Source organism: Halorubrum sp. SD690R (assembly GCF_005435035.1).
In the GTDB taxonomy this organism is placed as follows: domain Archaea; phylum Halobacteriota; class Halobacteria; order Halobacteriales; family Haloferacaceae; genus Halorubrum; species Halorubrum ezzemoulense.
The window spans coordinates 133,363-155,847 of sequence record NZ_SGTV01000004.1; the positions used below are offsets into that span (position 1 = coordinate 133,363).

Here is a 22,485-nt window from a genome sequence, read left to right on the forward strand (position 1 = left end):
GACCCCACCGACGACGCGCACCTCGCCGACGTCCCCGACGGCGCGGGCTGTACGGAAATTTGGGAGCGCCTCTCCGACGGCCGCGACGAGGAACCGGACGAGGAGTAGCGACTGACTTTCTGGGCGCCGATTTCTGCGGTTCACCGGCCCGATGCCGGCTCGACGCCGGTTCGAACCTCGGGTACCGCCGGGTGTCGATGCGGAACAAACGCCGGGTGTCGAACGGAGCAAACACCGCGTGTCGAACGGAGCAAACACCGCGGAACAAGCGCCGCCGAAAAGAGCCGAAACTGCGCTACTCGACCGTGACGCTCTTCGCGAGGTTCCGCGGCTTGTCGATCGATCGGCCCTTATCGTTCGCCACGTGGTACGCGAACAGCTGGAGGTAGACGTTCGCGACGAGCGGTTCTGCGATCCCAACGTCCGGGACCGGAAGCGACACGTCCAGCGTACTGTACTCGTCGCCGGCGGAGACGCAGCCGATCGCGGGCGCTCCGCGCGTCTGCGCCTCGGTCACGTTGTTCATCGTCTCGTCGGCGCGCGCGCCGTCGGTCAAGACGGCCAGCACGGGCGTGTCGGGCGTCACGAGCGCGAGCGGGCCGTGTTTCAGCTCGCCGGCGGGGAATCCCTCGGCGTGGTCGTAGGAGATCTCTTTGAGCTTCAGCGCGCCCTCCAGCGCGACCGGGACGCCGAGCTTCCGGCCGACGAAGAAGAACGCCTCGCTGTCGCCGTACTCGGTCGCGGCCTCACGCACGCGGTCCTCGTTGTCGAGGACCTGCTGGACCGCACCGGGGAGGTCGCGGAGCCCCTCCAGCACGGGGCGCGCGTCGGCGGCGGCCAGCGCGCCGCGCTCGCGGCCGATCGCCACCGCGAGCATCGTCAGCGTCGCCACCTGCGAGGCGAACGTCTTCGTCGCGGCCACGCCGATCTCGGGGCCGGCCCGGATGAACGCGGTGTCGTCCACCTCGCGCGTGACGGTGCTGCCGAGCGTGTTCGTCACGGCGAACGTCCGCGCCCCGGCCGCGTTCGCGCGGCGGATCGCACCGAGCGTGTCGGCGGTCTCGCCGCTCTGGGTCACGGCGACGACGAGCGTGCGGTCGGCGCTGCGGCCCGCGCCGAACTCGTACTCGCTCGCGGTCTCGACGGTCGCGCGCACGCCGGACAGGTCCTCGAACAGCTGCGCGGCGTAGCGGCCCGCGTAGTTGGAGGTGCCGCACGCGACGATCTGGATCTCCTCGAGGTCGGCGAGGAAGCCCGGCGGGAACGAGACGTCGAGGTCGGCGTCACCGGCGTCGACGTCGAGCCGTCCCGCGATGGTCTGGCGCAGCGACTCCGGCTGCTCGTGGATCTCCTTCCGCATGTAGTGTTCGTAGCCGCCCTTCTCGGCCGCGTCGGCCTCCCACGTCACCGTCTCGGTCTCGCGGTCGACCAGCTCGCCGTCGGCGTAGACCTCGACGCCCTCGGCCGACAGCGACGCCACGTCGCCGTCTTCGAGGTAGGTCACGTCCCGGGTGTGTTCGAGGAACGCCGTCACGTCGCTGGCGACGAAGGTGGCGTCCTCGTCGTGGCCCAATACGAGGGGGCTGCCCCGGCGCGCCACGACGATCCGGTCGTCGCCATCGCGGACCGCACAGATCGCGTAGCTCCCCTCCAGCCGGCTCTCGACGGCTCGCACCGCGTCGAGGAGGCCGCCGCCGCCCGACGCCGCCGCGAGTTCCTCCTCGATCAGGTGCGGGATGACCTCGGTGTCGGTGTCGCTCGTGAACTCGTGGTCGGACAGCTCCGTCTTGAGCGCCTCGTGGTTCTCGACGATCCCGTTGTGGACGACGGCGACGTCGCCGACGCAGTCGGTGTGCGGATGGGCGTTCTCGTCCGTCGGCGGACCGTGCGTGCTCCAGCGCGTGTGCCCGATCCCGAGCGCCGCGTCGGCCACGTCGGGCACGGTGAGGTTGTCGACCTCGCCCGACCGCTTCGCGACGGTGAGCCCGCTCGCCTCGCCGACGAGCGCGACCCCCGCCGAGTCGTAGCCGCGGTACTCTAGATTGCGGAGCCCCTCGTGGACGATGTCGCCCACGCGGGCGAACCCGCCCCCGTCGCCCGCGGCGTCGCCGGTCGCCCCGTCGTTCGCGGCCGACTCTCCGTCGTCCAGCGCGATACCGTCGCCGATGTAGCCGGTGATTCCACACATCGTTATCCCCTCCGAACGACCGCGCCCGACTCGATCCGCCCGTCGATCACGACCCCCGCGTCGGCGGTGACGTCGTCGCCGACGACCGCGCCGTCGGCGAGCGTCGCGCCGCTCCCGACGGTGGCGTTGTCGCCGACCACGCCGCCGAGCTCAACGCCGCGGTGGACGGCGTCGCCCACGACGACCGTCGCCGGGCCGCCGGCGACCGTCGCGTTCGGACCGATCCGGGCGTTGCCGGCGACGATCGCGTCCCTGACCACCGCCCCGGCGCCGATCACGGCGTCGGGGAAGATCACGGCGTTCTCCACGACCGCGCCCGCCTCGACGGTCGCGTTACTGCCGACCGCGGTGCTGCCGCCGATCGTCACGTTCGGGCCCACGCGGACGTTGCCCGCGAGCGCTGCGTCGTCGGCGACGGTCACCGAGTCGCCGAAGGTGGGACCGTCGGCGTCCGACGCCCCGGAATCGCCGATCAGTGCCGCGTTCACGGTCAGGAGGTCCCATAGGTTCGACACGTCGAGCCAGCGGCCGTCGTACCGGACGGCGGACAGCGTTTCGGTCGCGGCGAGGTCGTCGAGCGTCGCCGTGATCGCCAGCTCGCCGGCCACGTGCGTCTCGCGGATCGCGTCGAAGACGGCCGGGGAGAAGGCGTAGACGCCGGCGTTGATCTGATTCGTCTCGACGGCCCCCTCCGGCTTCTCGTCGATGTCAGTCACGCGGTCGCCGTCGAGCGTCACCACGCCGTACTGGCGCGGGTTCGCGGCGGTCGTGACGGCCATCGCGGGGAGGTCGTCGTCGATCGCCCGGTCGCGGACCTGCGAGACGACGGCGGGGTCGACGATCCGATCGCCGTTGAGCACGACGAACGGGCCGTCGACGACCGGCTCGGCCTGTAACACGGCGTGGCCGGTTCCCAGCTGGGTCGACTGCTCGACGTACTCGATCGTCACCCCCCAGTCGTCGCCGTCGCCGAAGTGGTTCCGGATGCGCTCCTGCTCGTAGCCGACGACGAGGACGATCCGGTCGATCGCCGTCGCCGTGATCGCCTCGACCACGTGTTCGAGCAGGGGCCGGTTCGCCACCGGCACCATCGGCTTCGGCCGCCGGTTCGTCAGCGGCGTCAGGCGCCGTCCCTCGCCCGCGGCGAGGATCACCGCGGTCACGGATTCGCTTCCCATACGGGAACGGTCCGTCCGCCGCGATTTAAATCGTTCGCGGGACCGAGCGTCGGTGCCGAAAAGTAAAGTGGCCAACCGAACGTATTCCTAACGTGGCTAAATCGGCCGTCATCGCGGACGACGACGAGACGATCCGGTCGATCCTCCAGTACAAACTGTCGAACGCGGGGTACGACCTAACGGTGTGTCTCGACGGCGAGGAGTGCCGGCAGGCGTTAGACGAGGCCGACGCCGCCCCCGACGTGGTCGTCCTCGACGTGATGATGCCGCGGATGAAGGGTACTCAGCTGCTACGGACGATCCGGCGCGGCGAGCTCGCGGTCGACCCCGAGGTCCCCGTCGTGATGCTCACCTCGCGCGGCCAAGAGGCCGACGTGTTGAAGGGGCTCGACTCCGGCGCCGACGAGTATCTCACGAAGCCGTTCAGCCCGAACGAACTGCTGGCCCGGATAGACCGACTGGTCGAGGCGTAACCGTGCCGCTCGCGGCCCCGACTACGGCGACGTCCGTGTACGGTCCGCTCGTGGGTCCTCAGTCGGGGACGCTCTCGCTCGCCGTCGTCGTGCTCGGCTCGCTGCTGTTCGCGGCCGCGGTCCTCACGCTCGGGTACTCGCTTCTCGCGGCCCGGCGACGCCGGCGTCGCGTCCCGATGCGCGCCGCGCTGCGGTCGGAGCTCCTCGACCGGCTCTACGGCCGCGACGACCCGGCGTGGGACGAGTGGGTCGCCGGCCTCTCGGCGGCGGAGCGGGACGAACTGGAGTCGCTGCTCGACGTGTACCTCCGCGAGCTCGACGGTCGCGACGCCGACGCGCTGGCCGGACTCGGGCGAGCACTGGGCGTCCACGAGCGGGCCCGCCGCGAGATCGCGAACGGCGGCTACTGGGACCGCACCCACGCGCTCGTCTGGCTCGCCCTGCTCCGCGACGCGCCCGACCGCGACCTGCTCAAAACGCACTGTACCGAGACGCCGCGGGAGCGCGCCGCGGCCGCTCGGATACTGTACGCGGCCGAGACGGACGACTGCGCGACGACCGGCGTCGACCTGCTCCTCCGCGACGAGCCGGAGTCGTTCTCGGTGTTCGGCGTCGACACGCTGTACCGCGTCGCCGAGCGCGACCCGAGCCCGTTCTTCGAGCGGGCGGCCGCCGACTTCGCGAGGTGGCCGCCGGCGCTCCAGCGGCAGGCGCTGCTCGTCGTCCGCCACCTCACCACCGTGGTCGGGGATGCCGATCTCTCGTGGGTCGTCGGGTCGCTGTCGAGCCCCCACCCGAGCGTCCGGTCGGCAGCGTGGCGGGCGCTGGGCGCGTACGGGTGGAACCGGGCGGTCAGGGACACCGTCGACCTCGCCGCGATCGCCGCCGACCCGACCCCGCCGGTCCGCGCGAGCGCGTACCGAGCGCTCGGGACGTGGGGGGACGCGGAGGCGATCGCGGCGATCGAGGCCGCCGGGACCGCGGACCCCGACGCGCGGGCGCGGGTCACCGCGGCCGAGACGCTGGTCTCACAGCGGACCTCGGCGGAAGCGGTGGACCCGAACGACCCGCCGCGCGCCGACCTCGGGGCGGACCGAACCGCGTCCGCCAACGGTCGCTCCGTCGACGAGACCGCCGCATTCGACGTCGCGTGGGCGTGGGCGGTCGAGCACGCCCGCTTCGATCGGCTCGCGCGAGACATCTCCCGCGACCGCGACCGGCTCCACGACGAGGTGCGCGGATGACGACGCTCGAAGCCCTCGGGACGACGCTCGTCGTCGGGTCCGGCGTGTTCATCGTCACGTACTACCTGCTGATCAACGTCGGCTACCTGCTGATCCACGTGCTCGCGCTGGTCCAGCTCCGGGACAGCGTCCGCGAGTCGGAGTGGACCCCGTCGTTCCGCGCGTTCGACAGCCCGTTCTACCCCGGCGTCGCGATGGTCGTGCCGGCGTACAACGAGGCGGCGAGCATCGTCGAGAGCGTGCGCTCGATGCTCGCGCTCAACTACCCCGACCAGGAGATCGTCGTGGTCAACGACGGCTCCTCGGACGCCACGCTCGAACGGCTCGAAGAGGCGTTCGGGCTCCGCCCGGTCGACGCCGAGGTGCCGTACGACGTGCCCTCGGAGCCGATCCGGGGCGTGTACCGCTCCGCGACCCACGAGAACCTCCTCGTGGTCGACAAGGAGAACGGCGGGAAGAGCGACGCGCTCAACGCCGGCGTCTGGCTCACCGACCAAGAGCTGTTCTGCGCGGTCGACGCGGACACCGTGATCGACCGCGACGCGTTGTTAGACGTCGTCGCGCCGTTCCTCGAGGAGCCCTCGCGGACGGTCGCCAGCGGGGGCACGATCCGTGTGGCGAACGAGTGCGTCGTTCAGGACGGACAGGTCAAGGAGGTGAACCTCCCGAAGACCGGGCTCGCGGGCGTTCAGGTGATGGAGTACCTGCGGGCGTTCTACTCGGGGCGGCTCGGACTCGCCCGGTTGAAGGGGCTGATCCTCATCTCCGGCGCGTTCGGCGTGTTTCGGACCGACCGCGTCCGCGAGATCGGCGGCTACCGCCACGACACGATCACGGAGGACTTCGACGTGGTGATCCGCCTCCACGAACACCTCTCGGACAACGACATCGACTACCGGATCGAGTTCGTCCCGGAGCCCGTCGCGTGGACCGAAGTCCCGGAGACGCTCCGGACGCTGGGGCGCCAGCGGCGGCGCTGGTACCGCGGCATGATAGAGACCGTTGTCGCGAGCCGGCGGATGTTCTTCCGTCGGGCGTACGGTCGCGTCGGCACGGTCGTGTTACCGTTCTTCACCGCCGCCGAGGCGCTCGGCCCGCTCATCGAGGGGTTCGGCTACGTGTTGCTTCCGCTGGGGTGGTACCTCGGCATCCTCAACGTCGAGTTCTTCCTCCTCTTCCTGCTGCTCACGGTCGGCGCCGGCGTGTTCCTCTCCTGGTTCGGCGTGTTCAGCGAGGTGTGGAGCTACAACCGCTACGAGTCCCCGTGGGAAGTCCTCCGACTGCTCTGGTACGGCGTGTTAGAGAACTTCGGCTACCGCCAGTGGAAGACGATCGTCGCATGGCACGGCCTGATCGAGTACCTCCGCGGCGACCAGTCGTGGGGCGCCATGGAGCGGCGGGGCTTCGGCGATGCGGGGACCGACAGCGCCGAGGCGGTGGGCGCCGCCGGGCCAGGTGTCGCAACGGCCGCGGCGACGGACTCAGAGGCCGGACCGGACGATTCGGCGTCCGAAACGGGTGCCGCCGCGGCGGCGGCGGACGACGGCGGATTCGTCTGGGTCGACCGGCTCGTCGACGCGTCGGACACGGACGGGTTCCGCTGGCTCGCCGGGGTCGCGGCCGACGAGAGCACCGGCCGGTTCGTCCCGAGCGGGGAGCTGACCGCCGGCGCCGGCGACGGGGGATTCGTCTGGACGACCGACTTCTCGGAGGGGGTCGGCGACGGGGGATTCGTCTGGGTTACCGACCCGCCGCTCGGCGCCGGCGACGGGGGGTTCGTCATCGCGCTCGACGACGACGGATCCGCGCGGCTCGCGGCGACGACCGACTTCTCGGAGGGGGTGGGTGACGGCGGGTTCGTCTGGGTCACCGACCTGTCGCTCGGCCCCGCTGACGGCGGATTCGTCTGGACTCGCGACCCCCTGGACGGCGCCGGCGACGAGGGGTTCGTCTGGGTCCTCGACGGGGGCAGTTAGTCCGAGCGCAGCGCCTCGTGGACCGGCTCCGCGGCGTTGACGTCGCTCACGGCGAACCGCGTCCCGTCGTCGTCGCTGTCGACGGCGAGGTCCCAGCCGTGGCCCGTCACCACGCGCTGGACGACCAACAGCCCGAGCCCGAACGACTTGACATTCTCCGCGTCGGCCGCGGTGAGCGCCGCCTCGACCGCCGGCGGGAGCCCGGGCCCGTCGTCCGCGATCACGAAGCCGTCCGCGTCGCCGGTCACGGTCACCGAGACGCCCGGCCCGCCGTGTTCCACGCTGTTGCGGAAGAGGTTCTCGAAGAGCCGTCGGAGGCGCATCTCGTCGGCGACGATAGCCGTCTCGGAGGCCACGTCCACCGTCAGCGTCGCGTCGCGCGTCTGGACCGTGTCCCACGCCTCTCTGACGAGGGGTTCGAGCGCGACCGAACTCCGCTCGCCCACGTCGGCGCCCTCCTTCGCGAGGATCAGGCACTCCGCGATCATCGACTCCATCCGGTCGAGCGCCCCCCGGACGCGGTCGAGGAACTCGGCCGTCTGCCTGCTGACGCGCTCCTGCGCGAGTTCGACGAAGCCGATGGCCCCCGACAGCGGGTTCCGGAGGTCGTGCGCGACGATCCCGGTGAACTCGTCGAGGCGCTCGTTCTGTTCGCGCAGCTCCGCGTAGTGTTTCCGCCGTTCGAGCTCGGTGCTCACCCACCGCGCGAGCACCGAGACGAAGTCGCGCTCGGCGTCCGTGATCGGGTCGTCTCGCGGAACGTCGTCGGAGAAGCAGAGCGTTCCGTACGTCTCTCCGTCGACGGTCACCTCGGCGCCGACGTAGCAGTGGAGCCCGGTCGTCTCCAGCGCGCGGTCGTCGCGGTACTCGGGTTCGCTCGCGTCCGCGAAGCCCATCGCCTCGCCGCTTTCGACGACGTGGCGACACCACGTCCCGTCGAGGTCGACGACGCCCCCCTGGGTATAGGGGCCGGTCTGGATGTTCGTCTCGACCACCTCGTAGCGCCCCTCGCCGGTGTACGAGAGCACGCCGTTGTCGACGCCGAGGTACTCCCGGCCGACGTCTATCGCCTTCAGGAGGCGCTCCTCGGTCGACTGGTCGGTCGCGGTCAGCTGTAGCAGGCTCTTGAACGGTTCGGAACGGGACGTGTCAGATACCATGGTGAAGCGGGTCGCTGGCTAGGATCCGGTTTGTCGCGGGTCCGGCATAAAACCGCATCTCGAACCGGGCCGAAGACAGCCTTATTCCGGTCCGCCGACACGTGCCCTCATGCGCAGACGCCGATTCCTCGGTCGCGTCGGGGTCGCCGGTGCGGTCGGGACCGCCGGCTGCGGCTTCCGCGGTCTCGGCTTGAGCGAGGGCCCGCCGCGCCGGTTCCGCGTCGGCGACGACGGGTTCGAGGTCGCGGTCGACGGCGGGGCGTTCGACTCTCTGTCGGTCCGCGGCGTGAACCTCGGGATGGCCAAGCCCGGCCGGTTCCCCGGCGAGGCGGCGATCACTCGCGCCGAGTACGACCGGTGGCTGGGGCTGATGGGCGAGCTGAACGTCAACGTCGTCCGGGTGTACACCGTCCACCCGCCCGCGTTCTACCGGGCGCTCGCGGCGTACAACCGGTCGCACGCGGACCCGATCTACGTCATCCACGGCAACTGGATCGGGGAGGAGACCCTCCGGGAGGCGGGCGACGCGACCGCGCTGTCGCCCTCGTTTGACCGCTCAATGCGGCAGGTGGTCGACGCCGTCCACGGCGCGACGACGATCGACCCGGAGCCCGGGTACGCCAGCGGCACGTACGACGCCGACGTGAGCAACGCCGTCCTCGGCTACGTCGTCGGCATCGAGTGGCCGCCGGCGGTCGTTCGGGAGACCGACCGGCTCGGTGAGGCGACCGGCTACGACGGCGAGTTCTTCGCCGCGCCAGCGGCGAGCCCCTTCGAGGCGTGGCTCGCGGCCCGCCTCGACGCCGCCGTCGCGTACGAGGCGGACGAGTACGGCGCGCAGCGCCCGGCGGCGTTCACGAACTGGGTGACGACCGACCCGCTCGAACACCCGTACGAGCCGTTCCACGACGAGGACTCCGTTTCCGTCGACCCCGACGCGATCCAGGCGACCGACGCGTCCGAGGCCGGCACGTTCGCGGCGTACCACGTGTACCCCTACTACCCGCCGCTGTTGAACGAGACGCCCGAGTACGCGAACTACGTCGACCACCGCGGCGAGCCGAACAGCTACGCCGGCTACCTGAACGACCTCGTCGGCGCGACCGACCACCCGCTGCTCGTCGCCGAGTTCGGCGTCCCGGCCTCCCGCGGAATCGCCCAGCGCGACGTTCACAGCCGCGATCAGGGCCGACACACCGAGACGGAGCAGGGAGAGATCCTCGCCGCCATGTACGAGGACATCCGTGAGGCCGGCACGCTCGGCGGGATCGCCTTCAGCTGGCACGACGAGTGGTTCAAGCGGACGTGGAACCTCGCCCCGTTCTCCGACTCCGACCGTCGGCCGTTCTGGTCGAACGTCCAGACGCCCGAACAGCGGTTCGGCCTGCTCGCGTTCGACCCCGCGGGCGCCGTTCCGCTCGACGGGTCGGCCGACGCGTGGGCGGACGCGGCCACCGCGACGCCCGAGCGCGACCCCGTCCGGCTCGGCGACGGCGCGGACGCGAGCCGCGAACTGACTGGGCTCCGCGTCACGAGCGACGCGGCGTACCTCTCGGTCAGGATCGAAGCGGACGCCCTCGGCGGCGGGGTCGACTGGGACGCGACCAACTACCTCCTCGCGATCGGGCTCACCGACCGGGGCGAGCGAGCGCTCCCGCACGGTCTCGGCGCGGCGGCACCGGCCGACTTCGTCGTCCGCCTCGGCGGTCCCGATGCCTCTCGAGTGACCGTCCGTCCCCGCTACGACGCCTTCGCGTACGAGTACGGCGCAGAGGCCGGGCTCGACCTCGACCGCTACCGGGAGCCGGACCCCGGCGTCTTCTCGCCGCTGCGGCTGGTGATCAATCGCGGCTACACGGTTCCGAAGACCGGCGAGCGCGTTCCGTTCGAGTCGGTGGAGACCGGACGGCTCCGCTACGGTAACGGGAACCCGGACTCCGACCGGTACGACTCGCTCGCTGACGTCCACGTCTCGCCGTCGAACGACGCGATCGAGGTCAGGCTCCCCTGGCAGCTGCTCAACGTCGCCGACCCGAGTCGCCGCCGTCGGCTGGGCGACTTCTGGAGCGAGGGACTCGACGACTACGAGACGTTCGAGGCGATCGACGTCGCCGCGGCCTCCTACGTCCCGGTCGACGCAGACGGGACCGCGGCCGAACTCGACGCCGAGACGAACCTGACGCACGCGGTTCCGGGCGTCCCTGACGGGAGCCTGCGCTCCCTCCGGTTCGAGCCGCCGACGTGGGACCGACCGGCGTACACGGAACGGCTCAAGGAGTCCGGTCGGATCGTGGGCGACGTGTTCGCGCGCTACGCGAACGGAGAATAACGCGAGCGGTCGCCGCGCAGGCGTCCCGAGCGGCCGACCCCGGTTCACGCGTCGACGAGCGCCGTGACTCCGAGCCCCCTATTCGGAGAGCCGGTCCCGCGTCAGCGACTCACCCGGCCCGGTGGTCTCGCCGGCCCCCAGTTTGACGCCGGCGTTCAGGGCGGTGTTGATGCCGGTCTTCGCACCGCCGCCGACGATCGCGCCCAGCTTGCGGCGCCCGGTGTCGACGCGCTCGCCTTTCACCGTCAGCCGCACGTTCTCGCCGTCGTGGCGGAGGTTGGCGACGTTCGTTCCCGCGCCGAAGTTGACGCCGCGGCCCAGCACGGAGTCGCCGACGTACGAGAGGTGGCCGACCGACGCGCCGGCCATTAGCACCGAGTTCTTCACCTCGACGGCGTGGCCGACGTGGGCGTCCGGTCCAACAACGGTGGCCCCGCGGAGGTAGGCGTTCGGCCCCACGTCCGCGCCCTCGCGGATCAGCGCCGGCCCCTCGACGTACGCGCCCGAGCGGACGCGCGCGCCGTCTTCGACGACGACCGGGCCGCGGAGCTCGACGCCGTCCTCGACGGTACCGCCGATCGCCGTTCCGTCGTCGAGTGCCGCCAGCGCCAGCTCGTTCGCTTCCAACAGCTCCCACGGGCGCCCCACGTCGAGCCACGTCCCGTCGTAGGTCGCGACCGCGATCCGCCGACCGTCACCGAGCAATCGGTCGATCGTCGTCGTGATCTCGTACTCGCCGCGCTCGCTCTCCGGGGTGTCCTCGATGTACTCGAACACCTCCGGTTCGAACGCGTAACAGCCGACGTTCGCGAGGGTCGTCGGCGGGTCGTCGGGCTTCTCGACGATCCCGGCGAGCGCTCCGTCGTCGCCGACCGAGAGCACGCCATACGCCCGTGGGTCCTCGACCTCGGTGGCGGCGATAGCGGGGGCGCCGGCCTCGGCGAGCGCGTCCGGGAGCGACGCGTCGACGACCACGTCGCCGTTGAGCACGAGGAAGTCGTCGTCGACGACCGGTTCGGCCTGCGCGACGGCGTGGGCCGTCCCCAGCGCCTCGGCCTGCTCGACGTAGTGGACCGGGCGGCCGCGGTACGACTCGCCAACGGCATCGCGGATCGCGTCGCCGCGGTACCCCGTCACGACGACGAACTCGTCGACCACGTCGCGGGCCGTGTCGAACACCCGTTCGAGCAGCGAGCGGTCCCCGACCGGCAGCAGCGGTTTCGGGCGGCGGTCCGTCAGCGGTCGCATCCGAGTCCCGCGGCCGGCCGCGAGCACGACTCCGTACATGTGCGGAGCCGACGGCGGGCCGAGGTTTATTGACTGCGGTCGGATCCGGGGCGTCAGTCGAGGCTCGCGTCCGCTCGATCGATGAGCCCGCGCGCCGTCTCGAACAGCGCGTCTGCGTCGGCCTCGTCGCGCGCCTCGGCCGTGATCCGCACCAGCGGCTCGGTCCCGCTCGCGCGCACGAGGAACCAGCCCGCGCCCGTCTCGACACGGACGCCGTCGAGGGTCGACACGTCGTCGTACTCGGCGGCCGCGGCCTCGCCGACGCGCTCGACGGTCTCGGACTTCCGGTCCGTGCGCACGGAGTCGCGGCGGATCGGGTACTCGGGGAGGCCGTCGACGAGCGCCGCCAGCGATCCCTCCGCGCCGACGAGCGCGGTCAGGATACAGGCCGCGAGCGGGCCGTCGGGACACAGCGTCCGGTCCGGCCAGATCCACGCGCCGCTCGGCTCGCCGCCGAAGGCGACGCCGGGCTTCGCCGCCTCCGCGGCCACGTACGCGTCGCCGACGGGCGTGTACGTGACCGCGGCGTCGACTTCGCTCAGCGCGTCCGCGACGAGGAGGCTCGTGTCGACCGGGACCGCGACGCGGTCGCCCGCGCCGGCCTCGCGGCGGGCGAACAGCGCGAGTAGCGCGTCGCCGGCGACGAACCGCCCGCGCTCGTCGACCGCCATCAGGCGATCGGCGTCGCCGTCGTGGACCAGCCCGAGGTCGGCGTCGGTCGCGGCGACCACCTCGCAGACGGTCTCGCAGTTCGCCGCGGTCGGCTCGCTCGGTCGCCCCGGGAACCGACCGTCGCGCTGCCCGTTGAGCGTCTCGACGTCGCAGCCCGCGGCGTGGAGCGCGTCGGCGGTGACGCGCCCGACGCCGTTGCCGAGGTCGACGACGACAGAGAGGTCGTCCGGCAGCGGAACGGTCTCGCGCAGCGCGCGCTCGTGGCGTCGTCGCGCGTCGCCGCCCGCGACCGCGTCGCGCGCCTCGACCGTGCCGATCCCGTCGTGGCTTGCGAGGTCGGACGCCTCCGTCCCGACGATCTCGGCGATCCGATCGTTCCGGTCCTCGCCGAAGGCGCGCCCGGACGCCGTCCAGAGCTTGATACCGTTGTCGGGCGCGGGGTTGTGCGAGGCCGTGACGACGGCGCCGGCGTCCGCGCCCTCCCGGGCGACCGCCCGCGCAACCGTCGGGGTCGCCTCGACGCCGACGTCGATCACGTCGCTCCCGCACTCGGTGAGTCCCGCGGCGAGCGCCCGCGTGAGCATCGCGCCGCTGTCCCGGGCGTCGCGCCCGATCACGACCGTCTCCGCGCCGTCCGTCGCGAGCGCGCGCCCCACGTCGAGCGCGAGGGCCGCCGTGACCTCGTCGCCGACCGGGCCGCGAACGCCGCTGGTGCCGAACATACCGAGGCGATCGCCGGCCACCGCAAAGACGGTTCGGGACGGCGGCCAGAACGGAATCGCTCCAAGGCTTTTAGCGATCGAACCCCGCAGCCTCGCGCATGGTCCCCGGCCCCTCCTCGGTTAGCAGACGGACGGTCTTGGCGACGCTCGGCGGCGGCGCCGCGGTACTCGCCGGCGGCACCGCGGTCGTCGGCGTGACGGAACCGACCGCGCTGCCAGACTCGATCACGGACGCGGCGACGACGCATTACCCGACCCCGCCGGAGGTCGACGCCCTCTGGCGGCCGCCGGTGACCGAGGCGCACGCCCGCGAGGCCGTCGAGACGCTCGCGGAAACGGTCGCGGAGAGCCGGCGCCGGTGGGCCGAGATGGACTCCGTCGGGGACGACGCCGCGCCGATCACGACGGATGCGGGCGGCTGGCTCGAGGACGCCCGCGAGGCGCTCGACGAGGCCGACCACGACACGGCCCTGTTCCGAGCGCGGTACGGCCTCCAGTTCGCGGGCGAGGCGCTGGGGTACGCCCGCGCCGAGCAGGACGCGGTCGACCGGGCGACGCTCCGCGACCGCGCCGCCGTACTGACGGACCGCGCGCGGGCGGTCGCGGACGACCTGAAGCCCTACCCGACGACGGATCCCGCGCGCGACCTCGGGTGGTACGTCCGCATCGAGGGCGAGGTGCAGTCGGCGAGCGCGCTGGCGGCCCGCGCGCTCCCGGACGATTCCGACTCAGGGCAAAACGCCGATTCCGGGGGCGAAAGCGACGCCTCCGCCGACGCGGTCGACCCGGAAGTCGCAGGTGAGGTGACGGCCGCGCTGCTCCGAGGCGAGGTCGACGCCATGACCGCGGAGCGGTACCGCGACACCCTCTTCGACCGCCTCGGGAGCGACACGGGCCCGCACGTGGAGGCGCTGTGCGCGGCCGCCGAGCGCTTCCGCGCCGACCTCCGCGAGTACTCGTCCCGGGACGATGTGCGGGACCGGTACGTCAGGGAGGTCGACGAGTACGGGCCGTGGGAGTTCGCGCACTCGCGGCTGGCGCGGTGGTGTCTCGGATCGACCGCGCCCGTTCCGTGGCGGACGCCGATCGACGCCGACCTGCTCGCGTTGCGGACCGTCGCGCTCTCGATCGGGGTAGCGCGCCGTCGTGCCCACGGGACGGCAGTCGACCGGCTCGTCGTCGAGCCGGACGACACCGCGTTCGACTCGGGCCACACCCTCGCCGCGAAGCGCCGGGCGCAGGCGACCTACGAGTCGGTCGTCGGCTCCGCCCCTGAACCCCTGCTCGTCACGCAGATCGACCGCGCGGTCGAGGACCTCCAGGTCGCGGAGGTCGGGTTCGGCGGCGGCCGCGACCGGCCGATGTGGCGCGAACGGTTGGAGGCGTACCTCTACGCGCTGGTCGGGCGCGCCAAGTTAGAGGCGTTCCCGCCGCTACGGGACGCGATTCTCGACCCCGACTGATCGGCCGCGGCGCTCCGGCCGTCGAGGGGGCGACGGGCCGCCGGCACGCCCGACCGCGTCAGTCGGTCACCGACCGCGCCAGCGCGCCGAGTCCAATTAGGTGCGCCACGGTGACGCCGAACACGGTTGCCGCGTCGGAGAGCCCCAACAGCGGCGTCAGGCCGTACGCGACGACGTACGGGAGGACCGCGATACAGGCGACGCCGACGGCCAGAAGCAGCATCGTCCGGCTCTCGTTCCGGCGCCAGCCGTCGTAGGCGAGGTACGACACGTACGCCCCGAGGCAGGCGGTGGCGACCCCGCCCGCGGTCGCGACAACGGAGAGCGTCACCGGTAGACCACCCCGAGGATCAGCAGGAGCCCGCAGAGCTTGCTCGCGGTCACGACCACGGTCCGCTCAGTGGCGGTCACCCACGCGACGTTGCCGGACGCCAGCCGGAGGAACATCGGGAGGGGCGCCAACAGCAGTAGCCCGAGCGTCAGGAACAGCAGCGGCCGGCGGCGCGTTCGCAGGTATCCACGCGCGAAGCGGTAGGTGACGAACACCGCGAGCAGCACCGACAGGAAGAACGCGGCGATCGTGATCGCGGCGAGCCCACCGCCGCCGCCGACCACGTCGACCTGAATCGGGAGACTCTGTCGCCCGATTACCGAGACGCTCTGCTCCGTGACCGCCGCAAGCGCCGTCGCCACGGGCCACGTTCCGATCATCCCGAAAGCTCCTCGTAGAGCCGCGTCAGTCGGTCGGCGGCCGTCTCCTCGACGTAGTCGACGCTCACTTCGAACCCGCTCGCGGTCAGGTCGACGGAGACGCGGTTGAGCCGAGCGGCGTACACCTGCTGGGGACCGCGGTCCGGGTCGACCTCCTGTACCGTCTCGACGAGGTCCTGTTCGCGGAGGCGTTCGAGCCGGCGGTAGACGGTCGCCTCGGAGGCGTCGCAGGCCTCGCTGAGCGCGCTCGCCGACCGCGTCTCCTCGTAGGTCTCGATGAGGATCTGCCGGGCGTACTCGTCGTCGAGCAGCGAGTACACTTCCCGCGGATCGACCGACGCCTCCGTGCCCATTCGGTCGAACCTCGTAATCGGGAAACTTAGTCTTCCCGCCGAGGACTGAGTTCGGTCGCGCCGCAGTCCGGCGCGCAGCGTCGGTCCGCGTCACGAGAACCGTCGGATCGCTGACGAGACCGAGATTTCTTACGGCTGCTGGCCGACGCTTCACTCAGCCGATGGCCCTCTCGGACGCGCTCTCGGATCCCCCCGCGAACAGACGGGTCGCCGAAGCGGTGCTCTCAGCGCCGTTCCGGATTCGGACCTACGCCGCTGCGGCGTACCTGGCGCTGTCGTTTCCCCTCGGGATCGCGTACTTCGTCTGTACCGTGGTCGGGCTGTCGCTCGGTGTCAGCCTCTCCGTACTCCTCGTCGGCGTACCGATCCTCGCGGCGACGCTGGGCGGCGTGGTGCTGGTGTCGATCGGCGAACGCGTGCTCGCTCGTCGGCTCCTCGGCGCCGACATCGCCGACCCGTCGTGGAAGGTGACAGAGGCGTCGGGCATCGCCGACCGGGCCCTCGCCGCGGCGACCGACCTCGCCGTGTGGGGCGCCCTCCTGTTCGTCCTGTCGAAGCTGATCATCGGCGTCGCCGGCTTCACGCTCCTCACGGTCGTGCTCAGCGTCGGCGCGTCGCTGCTGGCGGCGCCGCTGTACTACGACGCGCCCGGCGCGTCCGTCGGGCTCATCCTCCCGGAGCCGATCCGTCGGGAGCTGTCGGTCGTCGTCCCGTGGGAGCAGTTCGAGGTCGGCGTCTCGTTCATCGTCCGACTCACGTCGTGGGAGGTGTCGACGCTGCCGGGCGCGCTCCTCATGTCTCTGTTCGGCGTGCTGGCGGCCCTCGTCGGGCTGAACGTCGTGAGCGCCGCCGGCTGGCTCTGCGCGCGGTGGGCAGAGTTCGCGCTCGGCGCTGGCACCTCGCCGGTGAGCGACGACTGACCCGGCGTTCGCCCGCTGCGAAAAACATCGTACTTATATTTTTGGTGGCGTTGCCCGCTGAGCAGCGTTCGATTCTTTATATGTGAGCTCGGTCGCAAGCGGTAGGTACAGCATGAGCGATCACCGCTGGTCCCCACGCTCACCGGTCGCGGCGCTCGCGCGCTTCGTCGGTGTGCCGTTCGACGCGCAGACGTATCGCAACCTAGCGTACCTCCTGTTAGCGTTCCCGCTGGGCATCGCCTACTTCACCGTCGTCACGACCGGCCTCTCGACGGGACTTGGGCTCCTCGTCACGTTCGCCGGCGTCCCGATCGTCCTCGCGACGCTGGTCGTGACGCTCGGTATCAGCTCGTTCGAGCGCCGGCTCGCCGACCACCTCCTCGACGTCGAGGTCGACGGCGACGACGGAGGGATCGAACTCGCCTTCGGGTCGGTCGAGGAGGCGATCGGCACGACGAAGCGGGTCCTCACCGCGCCGGCGGCGTGGACCGGGCTGCTGCTCGTCGGGCTCAAGTTCGTTTACGGCGTCGTCGCGTTCACCGCGCTCGTCACCGCGTTCGCGGTGTCTGCGACGCTGCTCGCCGCGCCGGCGCTCTACGACGCGCCCGGCGTCACCTACACGTTCGGCCCGTACGTGGTCGACACGCTGGGTGAGGCGGTCGCCGGGGGCGGCCTCGGCGTCCTCCTCGTCCTCGTGTCGCTCCACGTGACCAACGGCGTCGCCCGGTTCGGCGGCTTCCTCACCGACGCGCTGCTCGGCGGCGCGGCGCGGTCCGCGGAGGCGGCCGATGCGTGACCGTTCGGCAGCCGACGGGTCGTCGACGCGGCGGCGACTGCTCGGCGCGGTCGGTGTTGGACTGGGAACGACCCTCGCCGGCTGTAGCGGCGTCGTCGACGTCGACCGCCGGACGGAGACGGAGCGGCGCAGCGTCGACCCCTCGACGGTCTCGACGCTCGCCGTGACGGAGGCCACCGGCGATATCGACTTCCGCGCGGAGTCCCGCGACGACATCGCGGTCGTCGCCCGGAAGCACGCCCTCGGCCGCGTCTCGTTCGACGAACTCGGCGCGACCGTGCGGACCGTCGGCGACCGCCTCGAAGTGACGACGGACGAGCCGCGGGTCGTCGGGTTCGGCGGCGGCCGCGTCGACCTCGAGATCCGCGCGCCGCCGAGCGTCGCGGTCGACGAGGTCCGCACCGCCGACGGCGACGTGCGGGCGGAGTCGGTCCCCGACGGCGCGACGCTGGCGACGACGGACGGCGACGTGTCGGTCACCGACGCCCGCGGCGACGTGCGCGCCGAGTCCCGCGACGGCGACGTTCTCGTCGACGGGACCGACGGAACGCTCTCGGCGACGACCGTGGACGGCGAGATACGCGCGCGGGACCCCGCCCGCGTCGACGCCCTGCGGACGCGGGACGGCGACGTCGTCGCGGACGTGCCCGCCGCGGCGTCTGACGCGGTCGTCGCGTCGACCGACGGCGACCTCCTGCTCCGGCTCGGCGACGATCTGAGCGCGACCCTGACCGCGAGAACCGACGACGGGGAGTTCGTCGTCACGGACGGCGGCGGCGCGGTCAGCGTCCGCGAGCGGACGGAGTCTCGGCTCCGAGCGGCCGTCAACGGCGGCGACGCCGCGGTGACAGCCCGGACCCGCGACGGCGACATCACGATCCGGGCGTGAGCCGTCGGCGTCGCCGTTGTCGACAGCGGCGACCTGCGCTCCCGCGCGAAACCGAAGCGCTGAATTGTCGCCTCCGAGGACACTCGATCATGCAAGGCAAACGCGTCCTCGTCACGGGCGGCGCCGGGTTCATCGGCTCGAACCTCGCGAACTGCCTCGCGGTCGATAACGACGTGATCGCCGTCGACGACCTCTACCTCGGCGCCGCCGAGAACCTCGACGACGCCGTCGAGTTCGTCGAGGCCTCCGTGGTCGACGACGACTACCCCGTCGACGTCGACGTCGTCTTCCACCTCGCCGCGCTCTCCTCGCGGAACATGCACGAGAACGACCCCCAGCGCGGCTGCCGCGTCAACGTCGAGGGGTTCGTCAACGCTGTCGAGCGTGCCCGCGAAGCGGGCTGTGAGACGGTCGTCTACGCCTCCACCTCCTCGATCTACGGGAGCCGCACCGAGCCCTCGCCCGTCGACATGGACGTGGAGGCGCACACCGCCTACGAGGCCTCGAAGCTCGCCCGCGAACGCTACGCCGAGTACTTCGCCAACCACCACGACATGAACGTGGCCGGCCTGCGCTTCTTCTCGGTGTACCAGGGCTTCGGCGGCAACGAGGAGCACAAGGGCGAGTACGCGAACACGGTCGCGCAGTTCGCGGACGCGATCGCCTCCGGCGAGGCGCCCGAGCTGTTCGGCGACGGGAGCCAGACCCGAGACTTCACGCACGTCTCGGACGTGGCCCGCGCCTGCGAGCTCGCCGCCGACCACGAGCTGACGGGCGTGTACAACGTCGGCACCCAGGAGGCGTACACGTTCAACGAGATGGTCGCGATGATCAACGACGCGCTCGGGACGGACGTCGACCCCGAGTACATCGAGTGCCCGTTCGACGGCTACGTCCACGACACGATGGCCGACTACTCGACGTTCCACGAGGCCACCGGCTGGGAGCCCGAGATCGGCTTCGAGGAGGGCGTCGAGAGGGTCTGCGAACCGTATCAGTAGCGCGACGACGGCCCGGTAGGGAGGGCCGCGGCCTCCGGCGACGACCGGCCGCTCGACGGCTCAGATGATCGAGGCGACCGCGTCGGAGAGCGACGCGTCGCCGTCGGCGACATCGCGGCGGTAGTGCATATACACCGCGCCCAGCGGCGGTTGGACGACGTAGGCCAACGTGATCGGCAGCACGGCGGTCTCGGGGACCGCCGGCGCGGCGACGACGACCGCCACCGCGATCGAGAGGTTACGCATGCTCGTGGCGTACACGAGCGCGACGCCGCTGGCGGCGTCCCGGACCGCGCGTCCGAGCCCCGACCCGACGGCGAGCAAGAGCGCGTAGAACGCCACGATGGGGACGATCGTGGCCCCCGATGCGACGGGGTCGGCGAGAATGCTCTCGGATCGCATCGCCATGGCGATGAACACGATCAGCATGACGCCGAAGGAGCTGAGCCCGCCGAGCGTCGGCTTCAGTCGCCTGAACCCGTCCGCGCCCAGCCGACCGAGCAGCACCCGCCGCGTGAGCGTGCCGGCGATCATCGGGAGGACGACCACGCGGGCGAGCTGCCCGTACAGCGCGGCGGCGTCGAAGCCGACGCTCGCCGGGATCAGCGCGGCGAGGTACGTCGGCAGGACCGCGACGGCGACCAGCAGGTTCACCGCCATCGCCACGAGCGCGGACTCCAAGTCGCCGTTGGCGAGCCCGGTCCAAGCGGCGGTCATTCCGGAGGTCGGGATGAGCGCGATGAAGTAGAGCCCGAACGCGTAGCCGACGCTCCCGTCGAAGAACAGCCGCGCGAGCCCGACCGCGAGTAGCGGGGCGACCCCGAAGTTGACGAGGAGACTGAGCGCGACGACCCGCGCGTGGCTGCGGACGTTCACCACCTCCCTGAGGTCGATGTTGATCATCATCGGGTAGATCATCAGGAACAGCACGGGGACCACCGCGGACTGGAGGAGTCGCTTGAACGACGCCCCGGTGAACTGCCCGACGATCAGCCCCGCCGCCAGCGACCCGACCACGACGTAGATCAGGTTCGACTTGATCCCTGTGAGGAACCGCCGTATCATCGTGTATATTATTGTGGTTACTACACAATAATATTTCGGGCAGAACGCGGGTGACCCGACAATTTCCGGCGCGGCCCGACGCGCACGGCGATGCGGGCCGACGCGTGCGGCGACGCGAGCGCGCGGGGGCTGCTCCTGTCGAGACGGGCGCGTCGCGGGTCGCGGCCGGGCTAGTGCCCCTCGACTGCGCTGCCAGCGGCGATCAGGAATCCGGTGATCGCGGTGATCAGCGCCACCGTCCCGATCGCGATAGCGCCGATCCGGAACGTGTCGCCGGAGAGGCGCTCGGCGATGAGAAACAGGAAGACGGTCGTGACGAAGCCGATGAGCACGAGCGTTCGCCCGAAACGGCCCGTGTCGATGCCGGGCTCGCTAGACACGATTTAATATCTCCTTGAGCACGCCCTGATACTCGTCCTCGGTGGCGGCGTTGCCGAGCGAGTGGATCGACTGGCAGATCCACAAGCCGGCGGTGAAGTTGATGAACGCCGCCATCGAGACGACGCCGAGCTGTCCGTCGACGAACAACCCCGTGACGACCGCGCCGACGAACCCCACCGCCATGAGCGCGTGGGTGACGAGCGATCGGGTGCCGAAGTCGGCGAGCTGTAGTGATAACCGAGTGCCAACGGCCATGCGATCCGTTGCGGCTGCCAGTGTAAAGAGGTAGCGCGTCACAGCGTCCTGCCGCGTCGGGTTCGGCGGCGTCCCGGTTCCGGCGACGCGTACCCCCGTTGGTTTAGGCGGCCGGCCCGTACGCGCTCATGGATGTCGAACGCGGATCGGAAACACGACGTGGTGGTGTGGGGCGCGACCGGCGTCGCCGGGCGCTTCGCGGCCGAGTACCTGACCGAGCGATACGACCCCGAAGCCCTCTCGCTCGCCGTCGGCGGGCGGAGTCGAGAGCGGCTCGACGCGCTCGTCGACGACCTCACGCGGCGGAGCGACGCGTGGGACGACGTGCCCGTCGTCGTCGGCGACGCGACCGACCCGGAGAGCCTGCGCGCCATCGCCCGCGACACCGAGGTCGTCTGTACGACGGTCGGCCCGTACACGGCGTACGGAACGCCGCTGGTCGAGGCCTGCGTCGAGGCCGGGACGGACTACTGCGACCTCACGGGCGAGGTGAACTGGGTGCGCGAGACGGTCGACCGGTTCCACGAGGTCGCCGTCGAGAACGAGGCGCGGATCGTCCACAGCTGCGGGTTCGACTCCGTGCCGGCGGACATCGGGACGCTGCTCGTCCAGTCGTTCGCGGCGGAGACCCACGGCGCGCCCTGCGAGTCAGTCCGGATCTACCTCGACGGCGGGAGCGGGAGCGTCAGCGGCGGCACGCTCGCGAGCTTCGGCGAGCTGTTCGAGGCGGCCGCGACCGACCCCCTCGCCCGCGAGGCGCTCCGGAACCCGTACTCGCTGGCCCCCCGCGGCGAGCGGAGCGGCGTCGACCCCGGCGAGCAGCGCTGGCCGCGGCGCGATCCGCTCCGGGGCGAGTGGACCGCCCCGTCGCCGATGGCGCCGGTGAACGAGCGCGTGGTCCGGCGGAGCAACGCCCTGCTCGGCTACCCGTGGGGCCGCGAGTTCAAGTGCGGAGAGGTCGTGCCGACCGGGTCGGGACCGGTCGGCGCGGCGACCGCGACCGCCGCCGCCGGCGGACTCGGGCTGTTCTCCGCGGCCATGTCGGTCGGGCCGGTGCGCGACGCGCTGCGGCGCTACGTCTTCCCCGACCCCGGCGAGGGGCCGACGCGGGAGGAGGCGGAAGCGGGGAGCTTCCTGATCCGGGTGTTGGGCCGCGGGACGGGCGCTGACGGGCCGTTCACCGTCGAGGCCGAGTTCGGGGCCGACCGAGACCCCGGCTACGGCGCGACGGCGCGGATGCTCGGCGAGTCGGCCGTCTGTCTGGCGCGCGACGACGTCGACTCCCCGTTCGACGGTGGCGTGTTGACGCCGGCGTCGGGGATCGGGCTCCCGCTCGCGGAGCGACTCCGCGACGTGGGGTTCACCGCAGCGGTCGGCGAGTCGTAAAAGAAGCGTGTCGGGCGGACCGCTCCCGCCCGTCGA

21 protein-coding genes are annotated in these 22,485 nt (G+C 71.6%); 10 read left to right on the top strand and 11 right to left on the bottom strand.

Going from position 1 to position 22,485, the window contains the following annotated elements:
- Positions 1 to 295: 295 nt before the first annotated feature.
- Together glmS and EXE41_RS04175 are read right to left on the bottom strand one after the other, a co-directional pair.
- Positions 296 to 2,188: a glutamine--fructose-6-phosphate transaminase (isomerizing) gene (glmS, locus tag EXE41_RS04170; protein ID WP_137690362.1), complete on the bottom strand. Its 1,893-nt coding sequence runs from the start codon at positions 2,186 to 2,188 to the stop codon at positions 296 to 298.
- 2 nt (positions 2,189 to 2,190) lie between these two features.
- Positions 2,191 to 3,366 carry a sugar phosphate nucleotidyltransferase gene (locus EXE41_RS04175; RefSeq protein ID WP_086215936.1) on the bottom strand — a complete coding sequence of 392 codons (1,176 nt, stop codon included), beginning with the start codon at positions 3,364 to 3,366 and terminating at the stop codon, positions 2,191 to 2,193.
- Between the two features lie 92 nt (positions 3,367 to 3,458).
- Between EXE41_RS04175 and EXE41_RS04180 the strand changes: the two genes are divergently transcribed.
- The 3 genes from EXE41_RS04180 to EXE41_RS04190 all read left to right on the top strand — a co-directional run bounded on the left by EXE41_RS04180 (position 3,459) and on the right by EXE41_RS04190 (position 7,059).
- Complete coding sequence (locus EXE41_RS04180; protein WP_049929707.1) at positions 3,459 to 3,839, top strand: response regulator transcription factor; 381 nt, start codon at positions 3,459 to 3,461, stop codon at positions 3,837 to 3,839.
- A gap of 176 nt (positions 3,840 to 4,015) precedes the next feature.
- A complete protein-coding gene (locus EXE41_RS04185) occupies positions 4,016 to 5,083 on the top strand; it encodes a HEAT repeat domain-containing protein (RefSeq protein ID WP_137690372.1) in 1,068 nt (355 codons plus the stop codon).
- Complete coding sequence (locus EXE41_RS04190; RefSeq protein ID WP_137690363.1) at positions 5,080 to 7,059, top strand: glycosyltransferase family 2 protein; 1,980 nt, start codon at positions 5,080 to 5,082, stop codon at positions 7,057 to 7,059. The genes EXE41_RS04185 and EXE41_RS04190 overlap by 4 nt, the downstream gene beginning before the upstream one ends.
- Here EXE41_RS04190 and EXE41_RS04195 read toward each other — a convergent pair.
- On the bottom strand, positions 7,056 to 8,219 hold the full coding sequence (locus EXE41_RS04195; RefSeq protein WP_241987188.1) for a GAF domain-containing sensor histidine kinase: 1,164 nt from the start codon (positions 8,217 to 8,219) through the stop codon (positions 7,056 to 7,058). The two genes, EXE41_RS04190 and EXE41_RS04195, sit on opposite strands and share 4 nt — an antisense overlap.
- Positions 8,220 to 8,328: 109 nt before the next feature.
- Here EXE41_RS04195 and EXE41_RS04200 point away from each other — a divergent pair, with 109 nt between their 5' ends.
- Complete coding sequence (locus tag EXE41_RS04200) at positions 8,329 to 10,548, top strand: hypothetical protein (protein ID WP_094520071.1); 2,220 nt, start codon at positions 8,329 to 8,331, stop codon at positions 10,546 to 10,548.
- A 78-nt stretch (positions 10,549 to 10,626) separates the two neighbouring features.
- On the opposite strand, the gene glmU is transcribed toward EXE41_RS04200, so the two are convergent.
- Positions 10,627 to 11,835, bottom strand: coding sequence for a bifunctional sugar-1-phosphate nucleotidylyltransferase/acetyltransferase (gene glmU / locus EXE41_RS04205; RefSeq protein WP_049929704.1), 1,209 nt, complete (start codon positions 11,833 to 11,835; stop codon positions 10,627 to 10,629).
- Between the two features lie 53 nt (positions 11,836 to 11,888).
- A complete protein-coding gene (glmM, locus tag EXE41_RS04210; protein ID WP_137690364.1) occupies positions 11,889 to 13,229 on the bottom strand; it encodes a phosphoglucosamine mutase in 1,341 nt (446 codons plus the stop codon).
- A gap of 98 nt (positions 13,230 to 13,327) precedes the next feature.
- Between glmM and EXE41_RS04215 the strand changes: the two genes are divergently transcribed.
- Positions 13,328 to 14,692 (top strand): hypothetical protein, encoded by a 1,365-nt coding sequence (locus EXE41_RS04215; protein WP_137690365.1) that lies wholly within the window; start codon positions 13,328 to 13,330, stop codon positions 14,690 to 14,692.
- 58 nt (positions 14,693 to 14,750) lie between these two features.
- On the opposite strand, the gene EXE41_RS04220 is transcribed toward EXE41_RS04215, so the two are convergent.
- Genes EXE41_RS04220 through EXE41_RS04230 form a run of 3 tightly spaced genes read right to left on the bottom strand, consistent with a single transcriptional unit; the run spans position 14,751 to position 15,756 of the window.
- Entirely contained in the window at positions 14,751 to 15,023 is a 273-nt protein-coding gene (locus EXE41_RS04220; RefSeq protein ID WP_049929701.1) for a hypothetical protein, read from the bottom strand.
- A complete protein-coding gene (locus EXE41_RS04225) occupies positions 15,020 to 15,403 on the bottom strand; it encodes a hypothetical protein (protein WP_241987189.1) in 384 nt (127 codons plus the stop codon). Before EXE41_RS04225 ends, EXE41_RS04220 begins: the two co-directional genes overlap by 4 nt.
- Positions 15,400 to 15,756: a winged helix-turn-helix domain-containing protein gene (locus tag EXE41_RS04230; RefSeq protein WP_049929700.1), complete on the bottom strand. Its 357-nt coding sequence runs from the start codon at positions 15,754 to 15,756 to the stop codon at positions 15,400 to 15,402. Before EXE41_RS04230 ends, EXE41_RS04225 begins: the two co-directional genes overlap by 4 nt.
- 161 nt (positions 15,757 to 15,917) lie before the next feature.
- Between EXE41_RS04230 and EXE41_RS04235 the strand changes: the two genes are divergently transcribed.
- From EXE41_RS04235 to EXE41_RS04250, 4 genes are all read left to right on the top strand, one after another.
- The gene (locus EXE41_RS04235; protein ID WP_049929699.1) at positions 15,918 to 16,676 is read left to right on the top strand and encodes a sensor domain-containing protein; all 759 of its coding nucleotides are present in this window, start codon (positions 15,918 to 15,920) and stop codon (positions 16,674 to 16,676) included.
- A 112-nt stretch (positions 16,677 to 16,788) separates the two neighbouring features.
- On the top strand, positions 16,789 to 17,472 hold the full coding sequence (locus tag EXE41_RS04240; protein ID WP_233125175.1) for a sensor domain-containing protein: 684 nt from the start codon (positions 16,789 to 16,791) through the stop codon (positions 17,470 to 17,472).
- Positions 17,465 to 18,361, top strand: a complete 897-nt coding sequence (locus tag EXE41_RS04245; RefSeq protein ID WP_086215931.1) for a DUF4097 family beta strand repeat-containing protein — start codon at positions 17,465 to 17,467, stop codon at positions 18,359 to 18,361. The genes EXE41_RS04240 and EXE41_RS04245 overlap by 8 nt, the downstream gene beginning before the upstream one ends.
- 89 nt (positions 18,362 to 18,450) lie before the next feature.
- Positions 18,451 to 19,362 carry an NAD-dependent epimerase/dehydratase family protein gene (locus EXE41_RS04250; RefSeq protein ID WP_137690366.1) on the top strand — a complete coding sequence of 304 codons (912 nt, stop codon included), beginning with the start codon at positions 18,451 to 18,453 and terminating at the stop codon, positions 19,360 to 19,362.
- A gap of 60 nt (positions 19,363 to 19,422) precedes the next feature.
- Here the strand turns inward: EXE41_RS04250 and EXE41_RS04255 are convergent, their stop codons facing one another.
- From EXE41_RS04255 to EXE41_RS04265, 3 genes are all read right to left on the bottom strand, one after another.
- A complete protein-coding gene (locus EXE41_RS04255) occupies positions 19,423 to 20,427 on the bottom strand; it encodes an arsenic resistance protein (protein ID WP_094520074.1) in 1,005 nt (334 codons plus the stop codon).
- Positions 20,428 to 20,597: 170 nt separating this feature from the next.
- Positions 20,598 to 20,807: a hypothetical protein gene (locus EXE41_RS04260; protein WP_049911035.1), complete on the bottom strand. Its 210-nt coding sequence runs from the start codon at positions 20,805 to 20,807 to the stop codon at positions 20,598 to 20,600.
- Positions 20,800 to 21,063: a hypothetical protein gene (locus tag EXE41_RS04265; protein ID WP_049929695.1), complete on the bottom strand. Its 264-nt coding sequence runs from the start codon at positions 21,061 to 21,063 to the stop codon at positions 20,800 to 20,802. The genes EXE41_RS04260 and EXE41_RS04265 overlap by 8 nt, the downstream gene beginning before the upstream one ends.
- Before the next feature lie 132 nt (positions 21,064 to 21,195).
- On the opposite strand from EXE41_RS04265, the gene EXE41_RS04270 reads away from it, so the two are divergent.
- A complete protein-coding gene (locus tag EXE41_RS04270) occupies positions 21,196 to 22,449 on the top strand; it encodes a trans-acting enoyl reductase family protein (RefSeq protein ID WP_137690367.1) in 1,254 nt (417 codons plus the stop codon).
- Positions 22,450 to 22,485: the final 36 nt, after the last annotated feature.

Bases quoted from the DNA above. Each gene is read 5' to 3' on its own strand.
- glmM (WP_137690364.1), bottom strand. From the start codon at position 13,229: ATGTTCGGCACCAGCGGCGTTCGCGGCCCGGTCGGCGACGAGGTCACG.
- EXE41_RS04190 (WP_137690363.1), top strand. From the start codon at position 5,080: ATGACGACGCTCGAAGCCCTCGGGACGACGCTCGTCGTCGGGTCCGGC.
- EXE41_RS04225 (WP_241987189.1), bottom strand. From the start codon at position 15,403: ATGATCGGAACGTGGCCCGTGGCGACGGCGCTTGCGGCGGTCACGGAG.
- glmS (WP_137690362.1), bottom strand. From the start codon at position 2,188: ATGTGTGGAATCACCGGCTACATCGGCGACGGTATCGCGCTGGACGAC.
- EXE41_RS04185 (WP_137690372.1), top strand. From the start codon at position 4,016: ATGCGCGCCGCGCTGCGGTCGGAGCTCCTCGACCGGCTCTACGGCCGC.
- EXE41_RS04200 (WP_094520071.1), top strand. From the start codon at position 8,329: ATGCGCAGACGCCGATTCCTCGGTCGCGTCGGGGTCGCCGGTGCGGTC.
- EXE41_RS04195 (WP_241987188.1), bottom strand. From the start codon at position 8,219: ATGGTATCTGACACGTCCCGTTCCGAACCGTTCAAGAGCCTGCTACAG.
- EXE41_RS04235 (WP_049929699.1), top strand. From the start codon at position 15,918: ATGGCCCTCTCGGACGCGCTCTCGGATCCCCCCGCGAACAGACGGGTC.
- EXE41_RS04265 (WP_049929695.1), bottom strand. From the start codon at position 21,063: ATGGCCGTTGGCACTCGGTTATCACTACAGCTCGCCGACTTCGGCACC.
- EXE41_RS04250 (WP_137690366.1), top strand. From the start codon at position 18,451: ATGCAAGGCAAACGCGTCCTCGTCACGGGCGGCGCCGGGTTCATCGGC.
- EXE41_RS04240 (WP_233125175.1), top strand. From the start codon at position 16,789: ATGAGCGATCACCGCTGGTCCCCACGCTCACCGGTCGCGGCGCTCGCG.
- EXE41_RS04215 (WP_137690365.1), top strand. From the start codon at position 13,328: ATGGTCCCCGGCCCCTCCTCGGTTAGCAGACGGACGGTCTTGGCGACG.
- EXE41_RS04230 (WP_049929700.1), bottom strand. From the start codon at position 15,756: ATGGGCACGGAGGCGTCGGTCGATCCGCGGGAAGTGTACTCGCTGCTC.
- EXE41_RS04245 (WP_086215931.1), top strand. From the start codon at position 17,465: ATGCGTGACCGTTCGGCAGCCGACGGGTCGTCGACGCGGCGGCGACTG.
- EXE41_RS04255 (WP_094520074.1), bottom strand. From the start codon at position 20,427: ATGATACGGCGGTTCCTCACAGGGATCAAGTCGAACCTGATCTACGTC.
- glmU (WP_049929704.1), bottom strand. From the start codon at position 11,835: ATGTACGGAGTCGTGCTCGCGGCCGGCCGCGGGACTCGGATGCGACCG.
- EXE41_RS04175 (WP_086215936.1), bottom strand. From the start codon at position 3,366: ATGGGAAGCGAATCCGTGACCGCGGTGATCCTCGCCGCGGGCGAGGGA.
- EXE41_RS04270 (WP_137690367.1), top strand. From the start codon at position 21,196: ATGTCGAACGCGGATCGGAAACACGACGTGGTGGTGTGGGGCGCGACC.